The 19,612-nt window shown below is 38.8% G+C and carries 18 protein-coding genes; 9 read left to right on the top strand and 9 right to left on the bottom strand.

Translation table 11 applies throughout. From position 1 onward, the window contains the following. The first annotated feature begins 872 nt into the window (after positions 1-872). Positions 873-1,556: a hypothetical protein gene (locus NSQ43_RS13045; RefSeq protein WP_339250848.1), complete on the top strand. Its 684-nt coding sequence runs from the start codon at positions 873-875 to the stop codon at positions 1,554-1,556. 227 nt (positions 1,557-1,783) lie between these two features. On the opposite strand, the gene NSQ43_RS13040 is transcribed toward NSQ43_RS13045, so the two are convergent. From NSQ43_RS13040 to NSQ43_RS13020, 5 genes are all read right to left on the bottom strand, one after another. Continuing rightward, positions 1,784-2,149, bottom strand: coding sequence for a hypothetical protein (locus NSQ43_RS13040; protein ID WP_339250846.1), 366 nt, complete (start codon positions 2,147-2,149; stop codon positions 1,784-1,786). A gap of 1,184 nt (positions 2,150-3,333) precedes the next feature. Continuing rightward, positions 3,334-4,176: a tyrosine-type recombinase/integrase gene (locus NSQ43_RS13035; RefSeq protein WP_339250844.1), complete on the bottom strand. Its 843-nt coding sequence runs from the start codon at positions 4,174-4,176 to the stop codon at positions 3,334-3,336. Positions 4,177-4,190: 14 nt separating this feature from the next. After that, a complete protein-coding gene (locus tag NSQ43_RS13030; protein WP_339250842.1) occupies positions 4,191-5,078 on the bottom strand; it encodes a tyrosine-type recombinase/integrase in 888 nt (295 codons plus the stop codon). Positions 5,079-5,449: 371 nt separating this feature from the next. Then, entirely contained in the window at positions 5,450-6,277 is an 828-nt protein-coding gene (xerA, locus tag NSQ43_RS13025; RefSeq protein ID WP_339250840.1) for a site-specific tyrosine recombinase/integron integrase, read from the bottom strand. 5 nt (positions 6,278-6,282) lie between these two features. Next, entirely contained in the window at positions 6,283-7,176 is an 894-nt protein-coding gene (locus NSQ43_RS13020; RefSeq protein WP_339250838.1) for a tyrosine-type recombinase/integrase, read from the bottom strand. A gap of 483 nt (positions 7,177-7,659) precedes the next feature. On the opposite strand from NSQ43_RS13020, the gene NSQ43_RS13015 reads away from it, so the two are divergent. Together NSQ43_RS13015 and NSQ43_RS13010 are read left to right on the top strand one after the other, a co-directional pair. After that, on the top strand, positions 7,660-7,983 hold the full coding sequence (locus tag NSQ43_RS13015) for a hypothetical protein (protein WP_339250836.1): 324 nt from the start codon (positions 7,660-7,662) through the stop codon (positions 7,981-7,983). A 651-nt stretch (positions 7,984-8,634) separates the two neighbouring features. Further along, a complete protein-coding gene (locus NSQ43_RS13010; protein ID WP_339250835.1) occupies positions 8,635-9,153 on the top strand; it encodes a hypothetical protein in 519 nt (172 codons plus the stop codon). Positions 9,154-9,542: 389 nt separating this feature from the next. Here NSQ43_RS13010 and NSQ43_RS13005 read toward each other — a convergent pair whose 3' ends face one another. The 3 genes from NSQ43_RS13005 to NSQ43_RS12995 all read right to left on the bottom strand — a co-directional run bounded on the left by NSQ43_RS13005 (position 9,543) and on the right by NSQ43_RS12995 (position 12,670). Next, complete coding sequence (locus NSQ43_RS13005; RefSeq protein ID WP_339250834.1) at positions 9,543-11,372, bottom strand: ABC transporter ATP-binding protein; 1,830 nt, start codon at positions 11,370-11,372, stop codon at positions 9,543-9,545. 223 nt (positions 11,373-11,595) lie between these two features. Continuing rightward, the gene (locus NSQ43_RS13000; protein ID WP_339250832.1) at positions 11,596-12,141 is read right to left on the bottom strand and encodes a hypothetical protein; all 546 of its coding nucleotides are present in this window, start codon (positions 12,139-12,141) and stop codon (positions 11,596-11,598) included. A 13-nt stretch (positions 12,142-12,154) separates the two neighbouring features. Then, the gene (locus tag NSQ43_RS12995; protein WP_339250830.1) at positions 12,155-12,670 is read right to left on the bottom strand and encodes a MauE/DoxX family redox-associated membrane protein; all 516 of its coding nucleotides are present in this window, start codon (positions 12,668-12,670) and stop codon (positions 12,155-12,157) included. Between the two features lie 652 nt (positions 12,671-13,322). Between NSQ43_RS12995 and trxA the strand changes: the two genes are divergently transcribed. Both trxA and uvrC read left to right on the top strand, forming a co-directional pair. Beyond that, the gene (trxA, locus tag NSQ43_RS12990) at positions 13,323-13,637 is read left to right on the top strand and encodes a thioredoxin (protein ID WP_339250829.1); all 315 of its coding nucleotides are present in this window, start codon (positions 13,323-13,325) and stop codon (positions 13,635-13,637) included. A 57-nt stretch (positions 13,638-13,694) separates the two neighbouring features. Continuing rightward, a complete protein-coding gene (gene uvrC / locus NSQ43_RS12985; protein ID WP_339250828.1) occupies positions 13,695-15,473 on the top strand; it encodes an excinuclease ABC subunit UvrC in 1,779 nt (592 codons plus the stop codon). A 37-nt stretch (positions 15,474-15,510) separates the two neighbouring features. On the opposite strand, the gene NSQ43_RS12980 is transcribed toward uvrC, so the two are convergent. Next, a complete protein-coding gene (locus NSQ43_RS12980) occupies positions 15,511-15,930 on the bottom strand; it encodes a YslB family protein (RefSeq protein ID WP_339250827.1) in 420 nt (139 codons plus the stop codon). Positions 15,931-16,141: 211 nt separating this feature from the next. Between NSQ43_RS12980 and NSQ43_RS12975 the strand changes: the two genes are divergently transcribed. From NSQ43_RS12975 to NSQ43_RS12960, 4 genes are read left to right on the top strand one after another with little or no spacing between them, the layout of a single operon-like run. Beyond that, positions 16,142-16,750, top strand: coding sequence for a succinate dehydrogenase cytochrome b558 subunit (locus NSQ43_RS12975; RefSeq protein WP_339250825.1), 609 nt, complete (start codon positions 16,142-16,144; stop codon positions 16,748-16,750). Positions 16,751-16,804: 54 nt separating this feature from the next. Next, on the top strand, positions 16,805-18,559 hold the full coding sequence (gene sdhA, locus NSQ43_RS12970) for a succinate dehydrogenase flavoprotein subunit (protein ID WP_339250823.1): 1,755 nt from the start codon (positions 16,805-16,807) through the stop codon (positions 18,557-18,559). A 5-nt stretch (positions 18,560-18,564) separates the two neighbouring features. After that, entirely contained in the window at positions 18,565-19,362 is a 798-nt protein-coding gene (gene sdhB / locus NSQ43_RS12965; RefSeq protein ID WP_339250821.1) for a succinate dehydrogenase iron-sulfur subunit, read from the top strand. Next, positions 19,355-19,573, top strand: a complete 219-nt coding sequence (locus NSQ43_RS12960) for a hypothetical protein (protein WP_339250820.1) — start codon at positions 19,355-19,357, stop codon at positions 19,571-19,573. The genes sdhB and NSQ43_RS12960 overlap by 8 nt, the downstream gene beginning before the upstream one ends. The last annotated feature ends 39 nt before the right edge of the window (positions 19,574-19,612 follow it).

The raw sequence follows: 19,612 nt of genomic DNA, 5'->3' as shown, positions 1-19,612 counted from the left end.
ATACTATTCGATTACTAAGATTATTTGAAAGAATGGTGTAATAAATGAGAATGATAATTCAGTTACTATCAGGCATGGTTGGTTGTTTAGTTATATTTTTAATATTTGTTAATATATTCAAGGAAGACTTAGGACCATTTTTCAGTCTGGCCGTTCCTATTGGATTAATCTTAGGATTGCAAATCGTTATTCTCGATAAGATTAATAAAAAGTCTTGAGTCAATTTGCCTCCTTTGCAATCTACGTTGAACACGAGACTAGGAGTAGAGCATTATATTCTGAGTCGCATAAACAGCCCTTTTCTTCAACATTGAAAAGGGCTGTTTTAATGTACAAAAAAATAATATTTTCGAGGATGCGGAAGAAATGAATTGATATATGACTGCACACTTGTAACGTTAAACTAGAAACAACAGTTTTCAACAAATTATTGCGAGTACAGAGTTCTCGTTAAATTCTATATTGTCCTAGAATCCTTTATGTAATATAACCCCATGAATGCACAAAACAATCGTTTCAGGGCATACCAAAAGTTCCAACCAAAGAACTTTTATTATCCAACTCCAAAAAGAGAAGTGAAAACGATGGCTTCTATTTGTTGCGATTGATATCGGAAAATTTACACACAAAATGTTAATTACAAATGTATATCAAGACGTTCTAGTGACCCCATTTGAAATGGATGCATCTCTTACTTGATTCAAATTGTTGGTGGCTAACCACTACCTCAGGGTGGCCGGTGCAAAGATGCCGATCTTTACTGACACGGCAATTGTTGTGAGAAAACACTAGGGAAGTTTTTTTTGATGAAGAAGGCAATAAGATCGAACTTGAGTATCAGGTGAATGATTTGGAATTAAAGGTTATCACTTATGTTAATGGAGAGGTTACAGACTACTCCGTCAGAAAAAAAAGAAGGAAATGAGTATTCATCAGTAATCACTAACTATATATTAGACACTGATTCAAAATTCTCAGCCTCTTCTAAAGACAGTATGGGACAAGTTAAAGAGGTTAAAACATATAATGCAAACGATTTGATACAACAGGTTGAATCGGTTCAAGAAGTATTGACACCGGATGATATGACTATAAATTCAATCCCAGGAGGTATGACGTGGGTTCAATCTATGTATCACGACGGTTGGAAATTAACTGGCCATCTATATCGGGAAATCATTACGGATAGAATAAATTATTATGCATTCGATTTTTTAGCGGATACTGCTTTGTCAGTAATTGGTACAGCAATTGCTGTAGTTTATGACGCAGTTATTGTCGTTGTTGCTACACTTCTTGTTTCCCTTGGGGTTGGTTTTTCTGGTGCCAATACTACTGCCCCGCTTGCTGGTTGGTACGAAGCTGATAAGTCACATTATAATTATTTGGTACAAGTGGATGGATATAATGTTCATCGCCATTCCCATCAGATAATAAGCGTTATCTATTATAATCAGAGAAACGGAAAAGAGCTTAGATCAAATAAGTATTCAAGTACACATTTACCGGAATATGACATTCTTAATATAGGAATTCGAAAAGCAGCTGGTTTTTAATCTTGATATGCCCCATTCTAATTACTTGAACACGTCTGAAATAGAGAATAACCATGATGTTAAGTGACTTGGTATGAACTGCACTCCAATTATTAGACACGTGTTCTAAATGGACCTCCCGTTAATTGTCGTGAATCTAATAAAAATCCCGAACGACAGGTAAGGGTTCCTATTTTGAGAATAGTTATGTCCCAGTCTCTTTTTATTGAAATCTTAAGACTACATTTTTAATCTTTTATCAAAAAATCAGAAACTTCTTCGGGCAATTCAGTTACTCGAATAATTTCCAGTTTCTTGCCTCCTGGCGTTGTTTCAATTAAGAAAGTCTTATTACCGTATTCCAATAAAGTATATTGATAGATACCATAAACAGCTTGCCGTTCACTTATAGTATTATAATCCTCAATTGAAAGATTTGACTGATTTCCATCTAACATAAGTTTTCCTGCCTTTTCGAAAGTGCCCGAAAATGCCAATGCTTGGTGTAACTCCAAGGAGTCTCTAGGCTTAAATAAATAATAATCCACTATTGGTAAAAGGATAATTATCATCGCCAGGAAAAAAATAATTAGTTTATAGTGTTTTACACTCAAATTAACTCCTCCTATAAGAATTATTAAAGCTTCTATTACAAGTGTTAAGATTATTATGAACTATTATACTATATCTCACTGCAAATAGATTTTAAATATTCAAGTTAGTAGCAAAGTAATATATATAATTATTAAAAGAGGTTATTTAGTACCCTCTTTTAAACCAAAATGATTGAATTTCAGCATTTTGGCCGCTTCTACCTTAAAAAGCTGATATTTTTTAAGAAATTACACACTCGTATTTTTTCCATTCTTAAACTTCCTCAAGAAATTCAACTTAATTGGTTTTCAACAAGTACTAACAAAATTTGATGAATAAAGCGCTCTATCCTAATTAGGATAGAGCGCTTTGCTGTCAATCAGGTCAAACATTATCAACCGTATTCAATTTCTATTGTTAAATATATTGCCCAAGAGCATCCGATTTCCAGGAATGAATCCCGTGTTTCTCCCCCGCGAACACCTTTTCTGATTCAGCCTATGAAATGTACCACCCTTGCCATGTATTTTACCAACAAACGACAAGAATTGTACCAGCAAATGAAAATAGTTTACCAGCACGTAAATTTCATTCGCGCCCATTGCATATGTGATATGAGTACAGGATACATCATGTCTGTGGAAAGCTGCCGATTCAATAATTTGCAACTTTACGCCGAGTGACAGGAATGATAGCCTCGGCGGGACAAGCTGGCACGTGAGCAGGTTTCCCGCTCTGAGTCATGCCCTGCGGAGGCTCGGTGTCAAGTTATTAACAAGCACACATTCAGCCGTGTGATCATGTTGTTAAAACATCCCGTTCCCCTGTAGATACGCCTTCTTAGGTGAATGGTACACGACTGTTGTGTGGTAAATAACTTGGCGTTCAATGGTAAAATAGATGCCACAGGTGGTAAAAATGCGTGGCAGTAATCATTTTTCCAAGTAAATCGTTGGGGTCACGATATTCTGGTGTAGTCAAGAACGCATGATTTCATAGATGTCAACCTTGTTTAAATGCGAAGATAGGTTAGTTGCACTTTCCATTTTAATCACATCAACAAAAAACGCCTAAAACCCATACATACCAAGGGTTTTAGGCATTCTGTCGTTTATTGTAGGTCGGGTTAGTGGGTTTTATGCGAAGCACTTCCATTTCCATTTTTGATGGGAATGAACGGAATCCCCTTATCTAAAGGGGATTCTTACATCCATTCATCGTACATTTCCTTACGTGCATGGTCATATAATTTCGCATAGATCCGGGTCGTCTGGAAATTCGCGTGGCCCATCAATTCTTGAATACATTCCAAAGGCATGCCTTTTTGCGCCAAGTGTGCTGCAAACGTATGCCGCATGGTGTGCGGTGACACCTTAACACCCAGACTTCTTGAATAGTAACGAAACCATTCGCCCACGACATTCGGATGCTTCGTCACGCCGACAGTATTAGATAAGACGAAAACATCGGGTAAATCATCCGTCCGGCTATCGAGGTAGGCTTTCAAGTGTTGTTCACACTCCGATGTAAACAGGACATAGCGTCCGACATCCCCTTTTCCATTCGGAATCGTTATCGTTCTTTCCGTCCAATTAACATCCGACTTTTTCATCGCAATCAGCTCACTGATTCGGACACCTGTGCAATACAATACTTCCATGACTGCTCGCTCTTGAATTTTCCCCTTCAGCAATTCCCGTAGGGCTGTTAACTGTTCCTTTGTCAAGTAACGGGGAAGTTTTTCCTCCCTATACACGAAGTTGATGTCTTTGGCTATGTCCTGTGGGATGAATCCCTCTTCCCGGCAAAAACAGAAGAAATTCTTTAAAGCCTTAATCTTATTATTTAAGGTGGACGGCAGGTATCCTTTTTCGGTTGACAGAAAGGTCAACCAGTTCCGTATATCCCGCTTTGTAATTTTATCGATAGCCTTGTCCTCGTATTGGAGGAATTGGTTGATGTCCGAACAATAATTTTTAAGGGTTCCAACTTTGAACCGATGTTGATACTCCGTTCGGAATTGATTTAGACATGTTTTTGCATCCATCTTTCCCATCCTCCTTATCCCATATACTTACGATACATCGAGATGATTTCCGCTTTCGGGAGCCTGGCATAGATCTGTGTTGTCCGTAGATCGGAATGCCCCAATTCATCCGCGATGAACATGAGGTCAGCCCCTTTGGCCAGCAATTCCGTCGCGAAGGTATGGCGAAACCGATGGGGATGGAGGGAGCCTGATAGCTCGGCAGTTTTCCCCAGCATATTCATCCGCTTCCCGATCCAATTGGTTGATAGTCGGGTGACATTGGCCTTACTCGAAACGAAAAGGGCAGGGTGACTATCCGTCCGGGATTCCAGGTACCGTTCCAACAGAAGACCAGCTTTCTCCGTAAAGTGGACTTGGCGAATCTTTGCTCCTTTCCCCATGACACGCGCTGTCCGGTTTTCAAAATCGAGATCCGTTTTATTTAGACGATGTGCCTCACCTACGCGGCAACCTGAAGTCACGAAAAATTCCACGATCGCCCGATCACGGAGAGTGAAATGCTCAGCCTGTCTGCGGGTAATCGCAATCTCCTCTTTGTTCAAGTATTTGGGTATCGGCTTCGAATTCCGTGGAAACCAGCGTGATTTAATCGGTGATTTCACTAGATACCCTTCTTCTACACAAAACGCATAGAAAGTGGAAAGGGCGCATAGATGAAACCTGATGGTATTTTTCGTTCGTCCCGTATCGTGCTTGATGAACCATTCTTGAATCAAATCCGAATGGAGATCCGCGTAGGATTCATTCTGCTCTTTAAAAAACTTTTGATAAAAATAACGTAGGTTGTTGATGGTGTGAAAACTTTGGTTGGCTAATTTCAGACTTAATAGATATTCATTGATCACTTTTTGGTTTTCTGGATTTGGTAATTCAACTTTTAATACCCAATATGTTTTCATCGGCTTCCCCTTCTTTTATCTTTGATAGCTTCATATTGTTTTTTGCGTGCATGTTCCATGGGCAGGTATAGATACGCGTACTGTTGATGTTTATTTGATCAAAGTAGTTCTTGGATGTGACTTTTCAGCACATTCCACTCGGTCAAATGCGCCACAAACATATGGAGTATCGTTGGTGGTGTAACCTTGAAATCGGGTGTTACTGTATATTCCCTATTTACATTTTTCCTCGCTCCATTTTTAAATTTTGAGGGCTAAACGGTATCAATCGGCAGTGTCATACGGCGAGATTATGTCCATGGATTTATACTAAGCACTTGATGGGATGTTTTAATAGGTTTCTTGTAATCTGAAGTATTCATTCATTCATTCTATTGATATTGATCATACATTTTCTTACGGGCATCATTCATGAGGCGCGTATATATCCGTGTGCTATTGAAATTCACGTGCCCGAGCAAATCCTGAATTTGACTCGGCGGCATCTTTTTTTCTGCTAGATGTGCCGCGAACGTATGCCGCATGGTATGGGGGGTTACTTTAAAGCCCAACGTCTTCGAGTAGTCCCGAAAATTCTTTTGAACGCCGTCCTGATCCAACCGTTCACCCTTTTCATTGCAGAATAAATAGTCGCTCACGATCTTTCGTGTTGCCAGGTACGTTTTTAGGCGGACAGCACATTCATACGTAAACAAAACGAATCGTTCTTTGTTTCCTTTCCCTTCTCGTATCCAAATTTGACAGGTATCCCATTTCACATCAGATAGCTTGATATTCAACAACTCACTTATCCTGCATCCAGTTGCATAAAGGGCCTCCACCATTGCGCGCTCCTTTGGATCTGGCCTGGTCAACTCCTGGAGAAGCGTAAGTTGCCGTCTGTTTAGATAGTAGGGCAAGGAATCATCCAGTTTCGGTGATTTGACCGTGAAGGTAGGATTTTTCTTCAGCTTGTCCTCTTCCATGCAATAGCGATAAAACGATTTAAGCGCGGTTAGTTTCAGGTTGATGGACTTTGGCTTCAGCCCTTCATCTTCCATTGATGCGAGCCATGCACGGATATCTGTGGTTTTGATTTCATCATAAGGCTTCGAACGGAAAGTAAAAAATTGTTGCAAAGAGATTCGGTAGCTTCTAGTGGTTTCTGGACTGAAACGTGCGTGGTGTTCATTAAAAAACTCTTCAATGACTTGATTCAATTTCTTCACCCCATTATATTTTGATAGGTAATCATCATTTCTTCGCTTGGAATCCGTGCATAGACGCGCGTGGTGTTCAAGTCCACGTGCCCCATTTCATCCGCTATAAACTCCAATTCCGCGCCTCTTGCCAGCATGTTTGTTGCAAAGGTATGACGACAGGAATGCGGATTCAATCTTCTTTTCAATCCAGCCTGATTGCCTAAAGATGTAGTAATTTTATAGATTCCTTGTGCCCCGAGATGCTGTTTAAATTTATTCAGAAATAAAGGCTCGCTTTCGTCCGCTGTACGAGTTTGCAGATATTCACGTAATACAAGGGCACACTCTTCAGAAATATGAACATGTCGTATTTTCTTTCCCTTTCCTACTACTTCTACCGTTCGTTTATCCAAGTTCACATCTTGAATCGTTAATTGGGCCACCTCAGAGCGACGCACACCGGAAGAAAAGAGAAATAGAATAACTGCTCGATCCCGGATCGATAATTTTTCTGCGGCTAACTTGACTCGGGCATATTCTTGCTCATTGAGATAGTTTGGTAAGGAGTTGGGGATCTTAGGTCGCCAACGATTTTTTATTACTACGGTCTCCATATACTCTTCTGCCAAGCAGAATGTGAAGAACGAGGAAAGACATGCAAGTACCAAGTCAATGGTCTTTGGTTTTTTATTGATTGAATACTGAAGAAACCAGGCCAATACATCTTCGGCAGTTAACTCTCCTATTGGTACGGTACACTCAGCTAAAAACTTCTCGATGATACTTCGATACTTTGAGACCGTCGCTTCTGCTTTATTTTCCAGCTTTAAACTAAGCAGGTATTCGTTGAAGATTTTCCTCGTCTCATGATGAATTAGTTGATTTTCGCTAACCCAATACTTTTTTGGTGGTGACATATGACATCTACCTTTCTGTTAACCTTGGAATATTATATTCTGTTAACAGTGTTAGCAAATATTTCTTTTTTAAACATAAAAAAATAATCTTTTTAAAACTTAATAGGTCAAAAAAATCCTTTGTCTGGATTAAAATGTACTGAAATAATTGTAGGTAAAGTAACATGGAAGGGACTTTATGGAAGGGGCTTTATGCTGTCGTCAAAGGGGAATTTGCCAAAAAAACCTATCAAAAGTATGGCCACGGAATCTCTTTAAATCACTATGTATTTATTAGATACAGGGAAGGGGGCAGGGAATGTATAATCACATTTTGACGGTTACATGGGGATTATATAGGCATTCATTATTATATAAAAATATCCCTGTGAGAATTCCTATCCACAAGGATTTCTCTTGTACTTAGTTTATAAATCGCTTGTGAGAAAATTGATTGCTATTATATACAATCCACTTTTCCAACTTTCATTGGAGTGCTCTATTTTGCCATTCAAACCAGATCCCTGTGCAATCGCTACAATGGGCTACTCAAATATTTTTATTTACATCCCTACGAGTAAAGAAGGTGATTTACGACAGTTGGAGCAAAAAGTCTTTTTACAGTATCAACTCTACTATTTTACTACCATTATTCCAAGTCGGAATAACTTCATTCGAAAAAATGATAGTCTGCTCCCCATTATCTTTAAGCTTGAACAAAGCAGATATTTATCAAATAATTTAAGTATACATATAAATAGAACAAAAAAGCTTGCAGCGATTTCCTTCAAAAAGCCTTTAGTGAGTATTGCGGACAGAGTGAGCTAATAGTGCGGATTTTCGCGCCACACTTTGCGTACATCTGAGCCAGTGGGGCAAAGGTTCGTTCAAAATTTAAATGTTTTGCCTGCACACCGGGGGAATAGCCCTTTTTAAGTGTATGATTTCAAAGTGGCATGGGCTGGTTAATAGTTGACAACGATCCTACGCTGGCTTATGTCTTTAGCAAGAAACCAGCAACATACATGCTGACTTTTCCAGCCAAGACGATCATGCCAGCAACTCGTTGCCAAGTTGTTAGTTCATTGATTGAGGGCCTTATCGACTCATTATCTCCCTTTGTTAGGATAGATGTCGTGGATAGCAGTGATTACGTATTGATTGGGCGGCCGTGTTACTGCGGGACAGAGAGCCATTGTTATCAATAAAACGTAATGTCATTAGAACAGAACACGTTCTAGTTGTATTTTGCAAAATCATAATGCTTAAGATTGCAATTGCAACTACACAATGTTGCAATTTGAGCCTTTGTAGGTATGAGTACCAAGCCAAGAAGCCAGCTATATGAAGGGCTGGCTTTGCCTGCGAAGGCTATCATATAACTTATCAATAATCCAACAAAAAAATGTCTGTTGTTGTATAAAAAAAACATTAATTTACAATACTAAACAGTACTAAATGCTGAAGGGATTGTATTTATTGAAGAAAATAACGTTAATTATCTTAATCGGGATGTTTTATCTTATTTTTGCTGAACCAACTATTTTAGCGGGAGATTCAATAGTGAAATCAGTGATTGGAACATATGATTCCGTAGAAGAATTAGATCCTAATTACAAAACAGATGATTCAGTTGAAGAAGTAGTATTCGGTAATAAAACAGACGATTCAGATGGAGAAATAGTCTTCGGTTACAAAACAGATGATTCAGATGGAGAAATAGTCTTCAGTTACAAAACAGATTTTGCGTCATTATCTAGCTTCCTTAATATATCCGAAACAAAATATTTTCAACTAAGAAAAGACAAAAGCATGTTAGAAATCGCGGAATTACAAGGTATTTCCGAAGAGGAGTTACTCAATTATATAACTTTGAAAAATTTTGAAGCATTGGAAACAGCATATATAAATGGTGAAGTCGATTTGTACTTTGTAATGACTTATGCGCTATATTTAAAAGATGATCTCAATTGGGAAATTAACGCCAAAAGACAATAGGAAAAAATTTTAACAGGAGGGGAATGCCCTAAAGACCTATAATTCAGACGTGCTTAAAGGTTCCCTTTCTTTCACTGTGTCGGTGTTAAAATGACTTAGGCTTATTTCTAATAGCGATATTTCACTAATTTCATACTGTTTCACTTCCCAACTTTTATTTATTATGGAAGTGATAATGCCTCATAATTCCGGATTTAATATTTCACTCAATTTGATATCGTAATTTTTTATATAAGAGGAGAAACCTGAAATGACTTAGGTAAGGTTATCGTTGCCTGAGTGGACTGCCAAATTGTGCACAACGTGTTTGGTCTTAATATCAGAAAATGGGGATCACACCTGTTAGTTCCACATACTTGTATGAACTCCTGATAGGGTCATCCGCAATTTTATGATATAGACTGCTTTTGTAAGTTACCTTCTTTAGTCTTCTGATCGGTTGTGTACCATTTTGCTTGCTTATTATATAGATTGAAATATTCTCCCTTAACTTCCATTAAATAATCATGTTTACCCGATTCTACTATTTCACCCTTTTTGAAAACCAGAATAATATCAGCAATTTTGGCTGAAGCCATTCTATGAGATATGAAAAAAGTGGTTTTATCTTTAGTAAGATGTTCAAACCTCTCGAATACTTCCAACTCGGCTATTGGATCCAAAGAAGCAGTTGGCTCGTCTAAAATAAATATTTGTCCATTCTTAAATAGTGATCTAGCTAATGCTATCCTCTGCCATTGTCCCCCTGAGATATCTTCTCCTTCCTTAAAAATTCTTCCTAAGAAGGTTTCATACCCATTTGGAAACTTTGATGTAAAATCATGAACTCCAGCCTTTTTAGCAACCTCTTCTATTTCACTCATTTCCAAATCCTTGTTAATGTTTCCGAAGAAGATATTTTCTTTGACGGTATATGGATATTTGATAAAATCCTGAAAAACAACAGAAATATTACTGTATATTTCTGTATCCTGTATTGAGCAAATTTCCGTATCATCAAAATAAATTTCCCCTTTTGTTAAGGGGTAAAGTCCACTTAAACACTTTACAAATGTAGTTTTACCGGAACCATTTTCACCAACAATTGCAACTTTTTGTCCAGGTTTGACGTGTAAACATATATTATTTAAAATTTGAACATCACTATTTATATATTTATAGCTAACATTTTTAAAGGTAATTCCTTCACGTAATTTAGGGAAACTCTTTATACCTTTAGGTTTATTATCATCAGCGTGTGTAAAGTTGGTAAATAAAAAATAATCACTTATGCGTAATGCCTCTTCCTTGAATGCGCCAAGGCGCTTAGCAATCCCATTAAACGAAGACTGTGTATTTTGGACTGCTTGACCTACTGCAACAAACTCTCCTACAGTCAAAGACTGATTCTGTATTAATAGTATTATAACTAATGCCGCTAACAGATAAAAAAATGCTGAAATTCCTTCACCGACGATTGCATATATTTGTCCTTTTCGCATTAATAGCAATGTTTTAGATAGCATTTGCTTGCTTTTGTTTAACCATTTAGATATAAAATATTCACCAAGCATAAATAGACGTATTTCTTTAGATGTATTTCGATCACGCATCATAAATTGAAGGTATTGGATCTCCCTGAATATAGGTGTGTTATGAAAAGCAAGTAAATACTGTTTTAACCCTAATTTTCTTTGTATTAACAGTATCGGAAATGCCGCTAACAGACTCATAGTACTTAAACTCCAGTGAATAGAATATAGGTATATAAAGAGACTTATAACTGTGATGGTACCTTTTAGAATTGTTATCAATCCTCGAATAGGGTTTAAAAACCTTCCTCCTAGATTAGCAGAAATTCTGTTTAATTTGTTGTAAAAGTCCGGTAAGTCAAAGTAGAAAATTGGCACTGATATTACCTTTTGCAAAACAAGTTGTTGAAGTGTTATTTCTAATCTTTCCTCTGCCTTTCTGTCAATGTAAATTTGAAACTCCTGAATAATAGAATTTATTAAAGACAGGGAAAACTGAAGAATTAGCCAAGTTAAAGGAATTAGATAATCAGTCGATGATTTCTCAATTAAAACCATTACAGAATTAATTACTTTTTGTAGAACCCATACTGTTGAGATGGGAACAAGACCCAGTAGTATGCTATTTAACATACTTAATATTAGCCATGTTCTTTCATTTATCCAGATTATATCTAATGATTTATACACATACTTTATTTTAAACACCTTCCTTTCGATTTAAAAAAGACAGGGCGCCGAACCCCGTCTTTACGTGTAAAAATTCCCGTTAACATATACATCCATAGTTAGTAATCTTAGTTTCATAAATAGTTCCTTCTGCATCCATCAAGCGACATTTACTATACAAGTAGTAATAAACAGAATTACATTTGTCTATACTGCAGTACTCATAACATAACCATTCCATATCAGTTCACCTCCCTTCAAGTTATATAGATCTATTGCCTGACATAGCTAAATGGGTTAATAATTCTAGATGTCTCCTTCCAGCTGGTACTCCCCCTTTAGCTAAGACAACGCCTTTGGATGACAAAAAATAGGCAAATGGAAATAATGAAATTTTGAACAACCCAATATGTTCTTCTGTAAGGAAAATTATTGGTATTTGATTATTTAGATCACCAACTTTATTAATTATTTCACGTTCATTTTCACCTTTCATAAAAATCACAACTGATAAGTTAGTGTGATCTGTCACGTAATTTGAAATGTCACGTAAAACATTTGCACAGGCGCCGCAGTTCACAGAAAGATATATTAATACTGTTCCAATCTTTTTTGGTTCCAATAAATTTACGTTTTCTTTTTTTAATCCGTTTAAGTTTGTAATTGGTGTTTTCATTCCTTTATCTAGACCTAACTCCTCCATATCGAGACTAGGTTTTGGGGGAGCTAACTTCTTAAATAATATTAAAACTGATAATGATAAAATGATTATTATTATCCAAAGTATTGTATAAGAGTAAAAAAACATTAAACCCTCTCCTTCAAAATGAATTGGCTTTTATTGCTTTATTGTAGTTATTAATAGAATTTACTAAAAGATAAATAACTATTATGCCAGAATTAGATAGTAATGAATGCCAAATCTCAATAAAAGTGTTTGACCATAAAGGACTATTTGCTTTTAAAAGGAGATAAATTGATGGAATAGCTAAAATTAATACATGGATAAACGTTTTTAATCCGATAATATCTTCAGTTAAATTTCCAAAACAATTACATTTGATTTTTTTTGCGGTTTTCAAAGTATATAGAATTACAGTTATAAAACATACAGATAGTAATAAAATTAACAGAAACCCAACGTAGGGCTTATTGGTAAAGAGCAAAATAACACTTATTAATTCTAATAACGGGATTAAATAAGCTAACATATTAATTAATTTACGTTGAAAGCCTAGGTTAGCTATTGTTTGCTTAAAAGAATTTAGATCTTTTAGTTTGGAGATACTGCTCAAAGACAAAATAACAATTAAAAAAGAATGTAATAGTAAATTCACCTATTTCTCCCCCTCATAGTAATTGGCTATTCCCCTTACCTTAAGTATTCTACATCAGTAACTACAAATCCTTCTGGAAACTTTGGAATTTTTTAAATTTTTTCGATTTGCTTGCGCCGACGTTACCACCAATTTGGAATTCACAGAATGGACCAATCATCTTTGAAAATGAAAAAATGACAGCTAAGTTAGCTGATCGTTTAACACATCGATCTTACATCCACCTGATAAATGGTATATCTTATTGATTTAGACAAAGTCCTTGACAATCAACTCAGGGGGGAAGGCGCGCTATGTTTATGATGATTCCCGGCCTCCCTTGATGTCAGAATCATAAACAAAACCCGTAATTCATCAACATTAGGAAACCAAGAGGATGAAGTGGCCAAGGGCCATTTTTGATTTCTTTCCGGACGTTAGGAAAGGGATCTTCCTTTCCCCATTTCAGGTTAGTTGCACTTACCGGTGGGAAGTCCAACGCATTAGTATAAGGGGTCAGGACACTTCTATAAGAAGTCCACCGCGTTCTATGGGAAGTCAGGCACTTCCATGGAAACAGTCTTATAATAAGTAGAAGCAGATATTTCGCCCGTACGAAATCATCATGCTATAATGCAGACATAGTTGGATTTACTAAAGGAGGAAGATTAAAATGGCTATAGTTCACGCGACTGATGCAGACTTTAAAGACCAAACAAAAGACGGACTTGTACTTGTTGACTTCTGGGCAACATGGTGCGGACCTTGTAAAATGATTGCTCCTGTATTGGAAGAACTTGACGGCGACCTTAACGGAAAAGCAAAAATCGTTAAAGTTGATGTTGACGAAAACCAAGCAACTGCAGGCGAATTCGGAATCATGTCTATCCCAACTCTTGTTCTTTTTAAAGACGGAGAAATCGTGGATAAAGTTGTCGGGTTCCAACCGAAAGAGCAACTTGCAGAATTGATCGAAAAACACGCGTAAGACTTTATTTAAACCGGGAACCTTTACAGGAACCCGGTTTTTTAGTAGGTGAGAACGATGAATGAAATCATTGAGCATAAATTGTCCTTACTGCCTGATCTACCGGGCTGTTACTTGATGAAGGACCGTCAAGGCACAATCATTTATGTGGGAAAAGCGAAAATCCTGAAAAACAGGGTCCGCAGTTATTTCACCGGAAGCCATGATGCCAAGACGCAAAGGCTTGTGGGTGAAATCGAGGATTTTGAATATATCGTTACTGGCTCCAATATAGAAGCACTCATACTTGAGCTGAATATGATCAAACAATATGATCCGAAATACAACATCATGTTAAAAGATGATAAGACGTACCCTTATTTGAAAATCACCGCGGAACGTCATCCGAAGTTAATCGTAACAAGACAATTGAAAAAGGATAAAGGGAAGTATTTCGGCCCTTACCCGAATGCGACGGCCGCCCATGAAACGAAAAAACTGTTAGACCGGTTGTATCCTTATCGAAAATGTCATCAATTACCTGATAGAGTATGTCTCTATTATCATTTAGGACAATGCCTTGCCCCTTGTGTCAACGAAATTGGCGAGGAAACGTATAAGGAAATGGTTGATGATATTAGCAAATTCCTTAATGGCGGCTATAAAACTGTGAAAAATGATTTGACTGAAAAGATGTCCGCCGCCGCAGAGAATTTAGAGTTTGAACGGGCAAAGGAATTCCGGGATCAGATTTCAAATATTGAAGCCGTCATGGAAAAACAGACAATGATGATGAATGACTTCACTGATCGTGATGTATTTGGCTATGCAGTAGAAAAGGGTTGGATGTGCGTACAAGTGTTTTTTGTCCGCCAAGGGAAACTGATTGAAAGGGATGTCTCGATTTTTCCGCTTTATCAGGAACCGGAAGAGGAAATGCTAACCTTTATCGGGCAGTTTTATGGAAAATCAGGACATTTCACGCCAAAGGAGATTTTATTGCCAGAAGGCGTTGATCGGGAAATTGTCCAACAGCTGTTAGACGTAAATGTGTTTATCCCTCAAAGAGGAAAGAAAAAGGACCTTGTGAAGCTGTCGATAAAAAATGCACAAATTTCTTTGAATGAAAAGTTTCAGCTCATCGAACGTCAAGAGCAACGGACTATCGGGGCTTGTGAAGACCTTGGGGAGGCTATGAATATTGCAACCCCTCTACGAATTGAAGCTTTCGACAACTCACATACGGGGGGAGTCGATCCAGTATCCGCGATGGTATCATTCATAGATGGCAGACCAAATCGCAAGGATTATAGGAAATACAAAACGAAGACAGCCGCTGCCCACGACGATTATGGAGCAATGCGCGAAGTGATCAGAAGGCGGTATATAAGAGTATTGAGGGATAATCTACCGTTGCCGGACTTGATCATCGTTGACGGTGGAAAAGGCCAGATGGAGATTGCACGTGAAGTAATTGAGGATGAATTAGGATTGTCCATCCCGATAGCAGGACTTGCCAAAGATGAAAAGCATCAGACGGCACAATTGTTGTATGGGAATCCTATAGAAATCGTCCCTTTGAAACGAACAAGCGAAGCTTTTTATCTGCTTCAGCGAATTCAGGATGAAGTGCATCGCTTCGTTATTACGTTCCATAGACAACGAAGGGATTCGAGTTCATTGACATCAGCTTTGGATGGGCTGCCGGGTGTTGGTCCGAAAAGGAAGAAACTTCTATTAAAGCATTTTGGTTCAATGAAAAAAATACGCGAAGCATCCGTAAATGAGTTGAATGAAGCGGGCCTTCCCTTAAAAGTTGCTGAAAGCGTAAATCAATATTTCAAGAAAGATGAATGAAGGGAGCTGCATCTCGAAAGATGAGCTCCCTCCTATTTCAAATTTTCGTCTTTATATCCCATTTTACTTGGAACCGAATATGATTTTCTTTCGGAACCTTTTCACCATAGCACTCTGTAAGTACACCGTTGAGCTTCTGGAACTGTTCGGCAATGAATCCAGCTTCAAGTTGATAGGATCTTTTTTCCAATAAAATCTGATCTTCTTGGTTCAATATGAAAACAGCTTCGTCTTTGGATGTTTTCCCAGGGAATGGTGTTAGGGTACCCCAACCGGCTTCCGCAAAGAAATCTGGTAATTCGTCAACTGAAAAAATCGGGAATTTCCGTGCAACGTCTTTTCCTGCCCAGTAAAGGATGTCATCTTCATGTTTACCTAATATACCGGGAAGGACATGATCGCGTATGATTTCGTATCCGAGTCGGGTGGGGGCGCTGTGTGTAGTATGTTTGTCCAAAACATGCAATCCTTTCGGGGAAGTCTAAATATTTGATGATTTTTTAATGTGTCTATAAAAGTTCACATCACCTTGACCTCCTCAAAAGCGAGGAGTACAATGAACATGTTATCATATTGTACCATGAAGAGACATGCCGAAATCGTTCCTCATTTGTACAAAAAGCGAAACTTTTCGGGTCATATCTCATTCACAAGGGAGGGTAAAAGACTTGTCGAGAGAATCAGATTTTTACTTGCGCCGACTGCATTCTTTGCTCGGAGTTATTCCGGTTGGGTTATTCGTAGCTCAGCACTTGGTGATCAACCATTTTGCAACGCGCGGTGAAGAGGCATTCAATACTGCATCCAATTTCATGGGGAACTTGCCTTTTGTCCTGTTCCTGGAGTGGTTCATTATCTATATACCTTTAATGTTCCACGGATTTTATGGTGTGTACATAGCTTTCACCGCGAAAAATAATGTTCAGCGCTACGGTACATTCCGTAACTGGATGTTCTTCTTGCAACGCATTACGGGTGTATTCTTAGTCATATTCATTGCATGGCATGTTTATGAAACAAGGATTCAAAAGGCGCTTGGCGCAGAAGTGAATTTCGATATGATGGCTAACGTTCTGTCAAATCCATTCATGTTAGTGTTTTATATCGCTGGTGTATTAGCAGCGACATTCCACTTGGCTAATGGACTTTGGTCGTTCGCTGTCACATGGGGAATCACGCAATCTCCACGCTCACAAACGATTGTTACATATATAACAATTGTCGCATTCTTAGTTCTTTCCGTAATTGGTGTACAAGCTCTACTAGCATTTGTGTAAGAGAGAAGTATACGGTAATTTTTAGAACATGTAAAATTTGAGGAGTGAAATATAATGGCAAAAGGCAGATTGATTGTCGTCGGCGGCGGACTTGCAGGCTTGATGGCAGCTATCAAAGCTGCGGAAGAAGGAGTCGGGGTTGATTTATTCTCACTCGTTCCGGTTAAACGCTCCCACTCCGTTTGTGCACAAGGCGGCATTAACGGCGCAGTGAATACAAAAGGTGAAGGTGACTCTCCAGCAATTCACTTTGACGATACTGTATACGGTGGGGACTTCCTTGCGAACCAGCCACCGGTTAAAGCGATGGCTGAAGCAGCACCAGGAATCATCCACTTGATGGACCGGATGGGTGTTATGTTCAACCGTACACCTGAAGGATTATTGGACTTCCGCCGTTTTGGTGGTACATTACATCACCGCACGGCTTTCGCAGGCGCAACGACTGGCCAACAGCTTTTATACGCATTGGATGAGCAAGTTCGTCGTCATGAAGTCGCTGGACTTGTTCAAAAATACGAACACTGGGAATTCCTTGGAATTATTATGGATGACGAAGGAATTTGCCGTGGTATCAAAGCACAGAACATGAAAACTATGGAAATCAAAGCATTTCCTGGTGACGCAGTTATCATGGCTACAGGCGGACCTGGTATTATCTTTGGTAAATCAACGAACTCAGTTATCAACACTGGTTCAGCGGCTTCCATCGTTTATCAGCAAGGTGCTAAATATGCAAATGGTGAATTCATCCAAATCCACCCTACTGCAATTCCGGGAGACGATAAACTTCGTCTGATGAGTGAATCTGCACGTGGTGAAGGCGGTCGTATTTGGACATACAAAGACGGTAAGCCTTGGTACTTCCTTGAAGAAAAATATCCTGATTACGGAAACCTCGTACCGCGTGATATTGCGACGCGTGAGATTTTCGATGTCTGTGTAAATCAAAAATTGGGTGTTAACGGGGAAAACATGGTATACCTTGACCTTTCCCATAAAGATCCGAAAGAACTTGATATTAAACTTGGCGGTATCATTGAAATCTATGAGAAATTCACAGGTGATGATCCACGCAAGTTACCGATGAAAATCTTCCCGGCTGTCCACTACTCAATGGGCGGACTATGGGTTGACTATGAGCAACAAACAAGCATCCCTGGATTGTTTGCAGCAGGAGAATGTGACTACTCTCAACACGGAGCTAACCGTCTTGGAGCTAACTCACTTCTTTCCGCTATTTATGGTGGCATGGTTGCAGGGCCGGAAGCTGTTAAATATATGCGCGGCGTAAAACGCACTGCTGACGAATTGCCATCCACAATTTTTGAAACTGCTATTAAGGAAGAGCAACAGCAGTGGGAAGCGACATTGAAGATGGATGGAACCGAGAATGCTTATATGCTTCATAGAGAACTTGGTGAAATCATGACTGACAACGTGACAGTTGTTCGTTACAACGACAAGCTTCAACAAACGGATGATAAAATCCAAGAGCTTCTTGAGCGTTATGAAAATATCAGTGTTACAGATACGCAACAATGGTCGAACCAAGGTGCTACTTTCACACGCCAATTGAAAAACATGCTGTACTTGGCCCGTGTTATCACTCTCGGAGCGCTTAACCGTAATGAAAGCCGTGGCGCGCATTACAAACCTGAGTTCCCGAACCGTGATGATGAAAACTTCTTGAAAACGACAATTGCAGAGTTCGATGGAAAGTCTGCGCCAATCCTTTCTTATGAAGAAGTAGATGTTTCCTTGATTCCACCTCGTAAACGTGACTATTCTGCGAAGAAGGAGGATTGACACAAATGAGTGAGCAAACAGCTGTGTTAGATCAGAAAGTATCAAGTAAAACAGTAAAGTTTGAAATTCAACGTCAAGATACACCTGACTCAAAACCATATTGGGAAAGTTTTGAAATCCCTTATAGACCTAATATGAACGTCATTTCCGCATTGATGGAAATTCGTCGTAACCCAGTCAATGCAAAAGGGGACAAGACGACACCGGTAAACTGGGACATGAACTGCCTTGAAGAAGTATGTGGTGCATGTTCAATGGTTATTAACGGGCGTCCACGTCAATCTTGTACAGCTTTAGTTGACCAGTTGACACAACCGATCAAACTTGAACCAATGAGAACATTCCCTGTTGTCCGTGACCTTGTTGTCGACCGTGAATTCATGTTCGATTCATTGAAACGAATTAAAGCTTGGGTTCCAATCGATGGAACGTATGACCTTGGTGAAGGTCCACGTATGCCTGAACGCAAACGTCAATGGGCTTATGAATTATCTAAATGTATGACATGTGGTGTTTGTCTTGAAGCATGTCCGAACGTCAATGATAAGTCTAACTTCATCGGACCAGCATTATTGTCACAAGTTCGTCTGTTCAACGCACATCCAACTGGCGCGATGAATAGAGACGAAAGACTTGCTACAATCATGTCAGACGGCGGTATCACAGAATGTGGTAACTCACAAAACTGTGTCGTCGCATGTCCGAAAGGCATTCCATTGACAACATCAATCGCTGCGATGAACCGCGCGACAACTGTACAAATGTTTAAAAACTTCTTCGGAAGCGACCATATGGTTGACTGATTTTAAACTTGAAACTGCCAAGAAAGTCGAAAACAACTTTCTGCGGCAGTTTTTTTATTTTAAAAAGGTTATGAGAGGGGTTGCGCTCAAGAAGTTCGTTTCGCGCTCAAGAATTCTGCACAGCGCTCAAGAAACCCGTTTCGCGCTCAAGAAGTTCATCAAGCGCTCAAGAGGTCCAACAAACGCTCAAAGAATGATTAAGTCCATATAATTGTGTAAATAGGAAAAGGCCTTTTCCATCCCTTGTGAT

It is taken from the genome of Sporosarcina sp. FSL W8-0480 (genome assembly GCF_037963765.1).
Taxonomy (GTDB): Bacteria; Bacillota; Bacilli; order Bacillales_A; family Planococcaceae; genus Sporosarcina.
Note: the sequence above shows the minus strand (reverse complement) of the source record. Positions and strands in the feature narration are given on the sequence as shown.

What these genes read in the sequence shown, in the direction of transcription:
- NSQ43_RS13045 (WP_339250848.1), top strand. Translation starts at nt 873, where the DNA reads ATGTTAATGGAGAGGTTACAGACTACTCCGTCAGAAAAAAAAGAAGGA.
- NSQ43_RS13035 (WP_339250844.1), bottom strand. Translation starts at nt 4,176, where the DNA reads ATGGATGCAAAAACATGTCTAAATCAATTCCGAACGGAGTATCAACAT.
- NSQ43_RS13030 (WP_339250842.1), bottom strand. Translation starts at nt 5,078, where the DNA reads ATGAAAACATATTGGGTATTAAAAGTTGAATTACCAAATCCAGAAAAC.
- NSQ43_RS13020 (WP_339250838.1), bottom strand. Translation starts at nt 7,176, where the DNA reads ATGTCACCACCAAAAAAGTATTGGGTTAGCGAAAATCAACTAATTCAT.
- NSQ43_RS13000 (WP_339250832.1), bottom strand. Translation starts at nt 12,141, where the DNA reads ATGTTTTTTTACTCTTATACAATACTTTGGATAATAATAATCATTTTA.
- trxA (WP_339250829.1), top strand. Translation starts at nt 13,323, where the DNA reads ATGGCTATAGTTCACGCGACTGATGCAGACTTTAAAGACCAAACAAAA.
- uvrC (WP_339250828.1), top strand. Translation starts at nt 13,695, where the DNA reads ATGAATGAAATCATTGAGCATAAATTGTCCTTACTGCCTGATCTACCG.
- sdhA (WP_339250823.1), top strand. Translation starts at nt 16,805, where the DNA reads ATGGCAAAAGGCAGATTGATTGTCGTCGGCGGCGGACTTGCAGGCTTG.
- sdhB (WP_339250821.1), top strand. Translation starts at nt 18,565, where the DNA reads ATGAGTGAGCAAACAGCTGTGTTAGATCAGAAAGTATCAAGTAAAACA.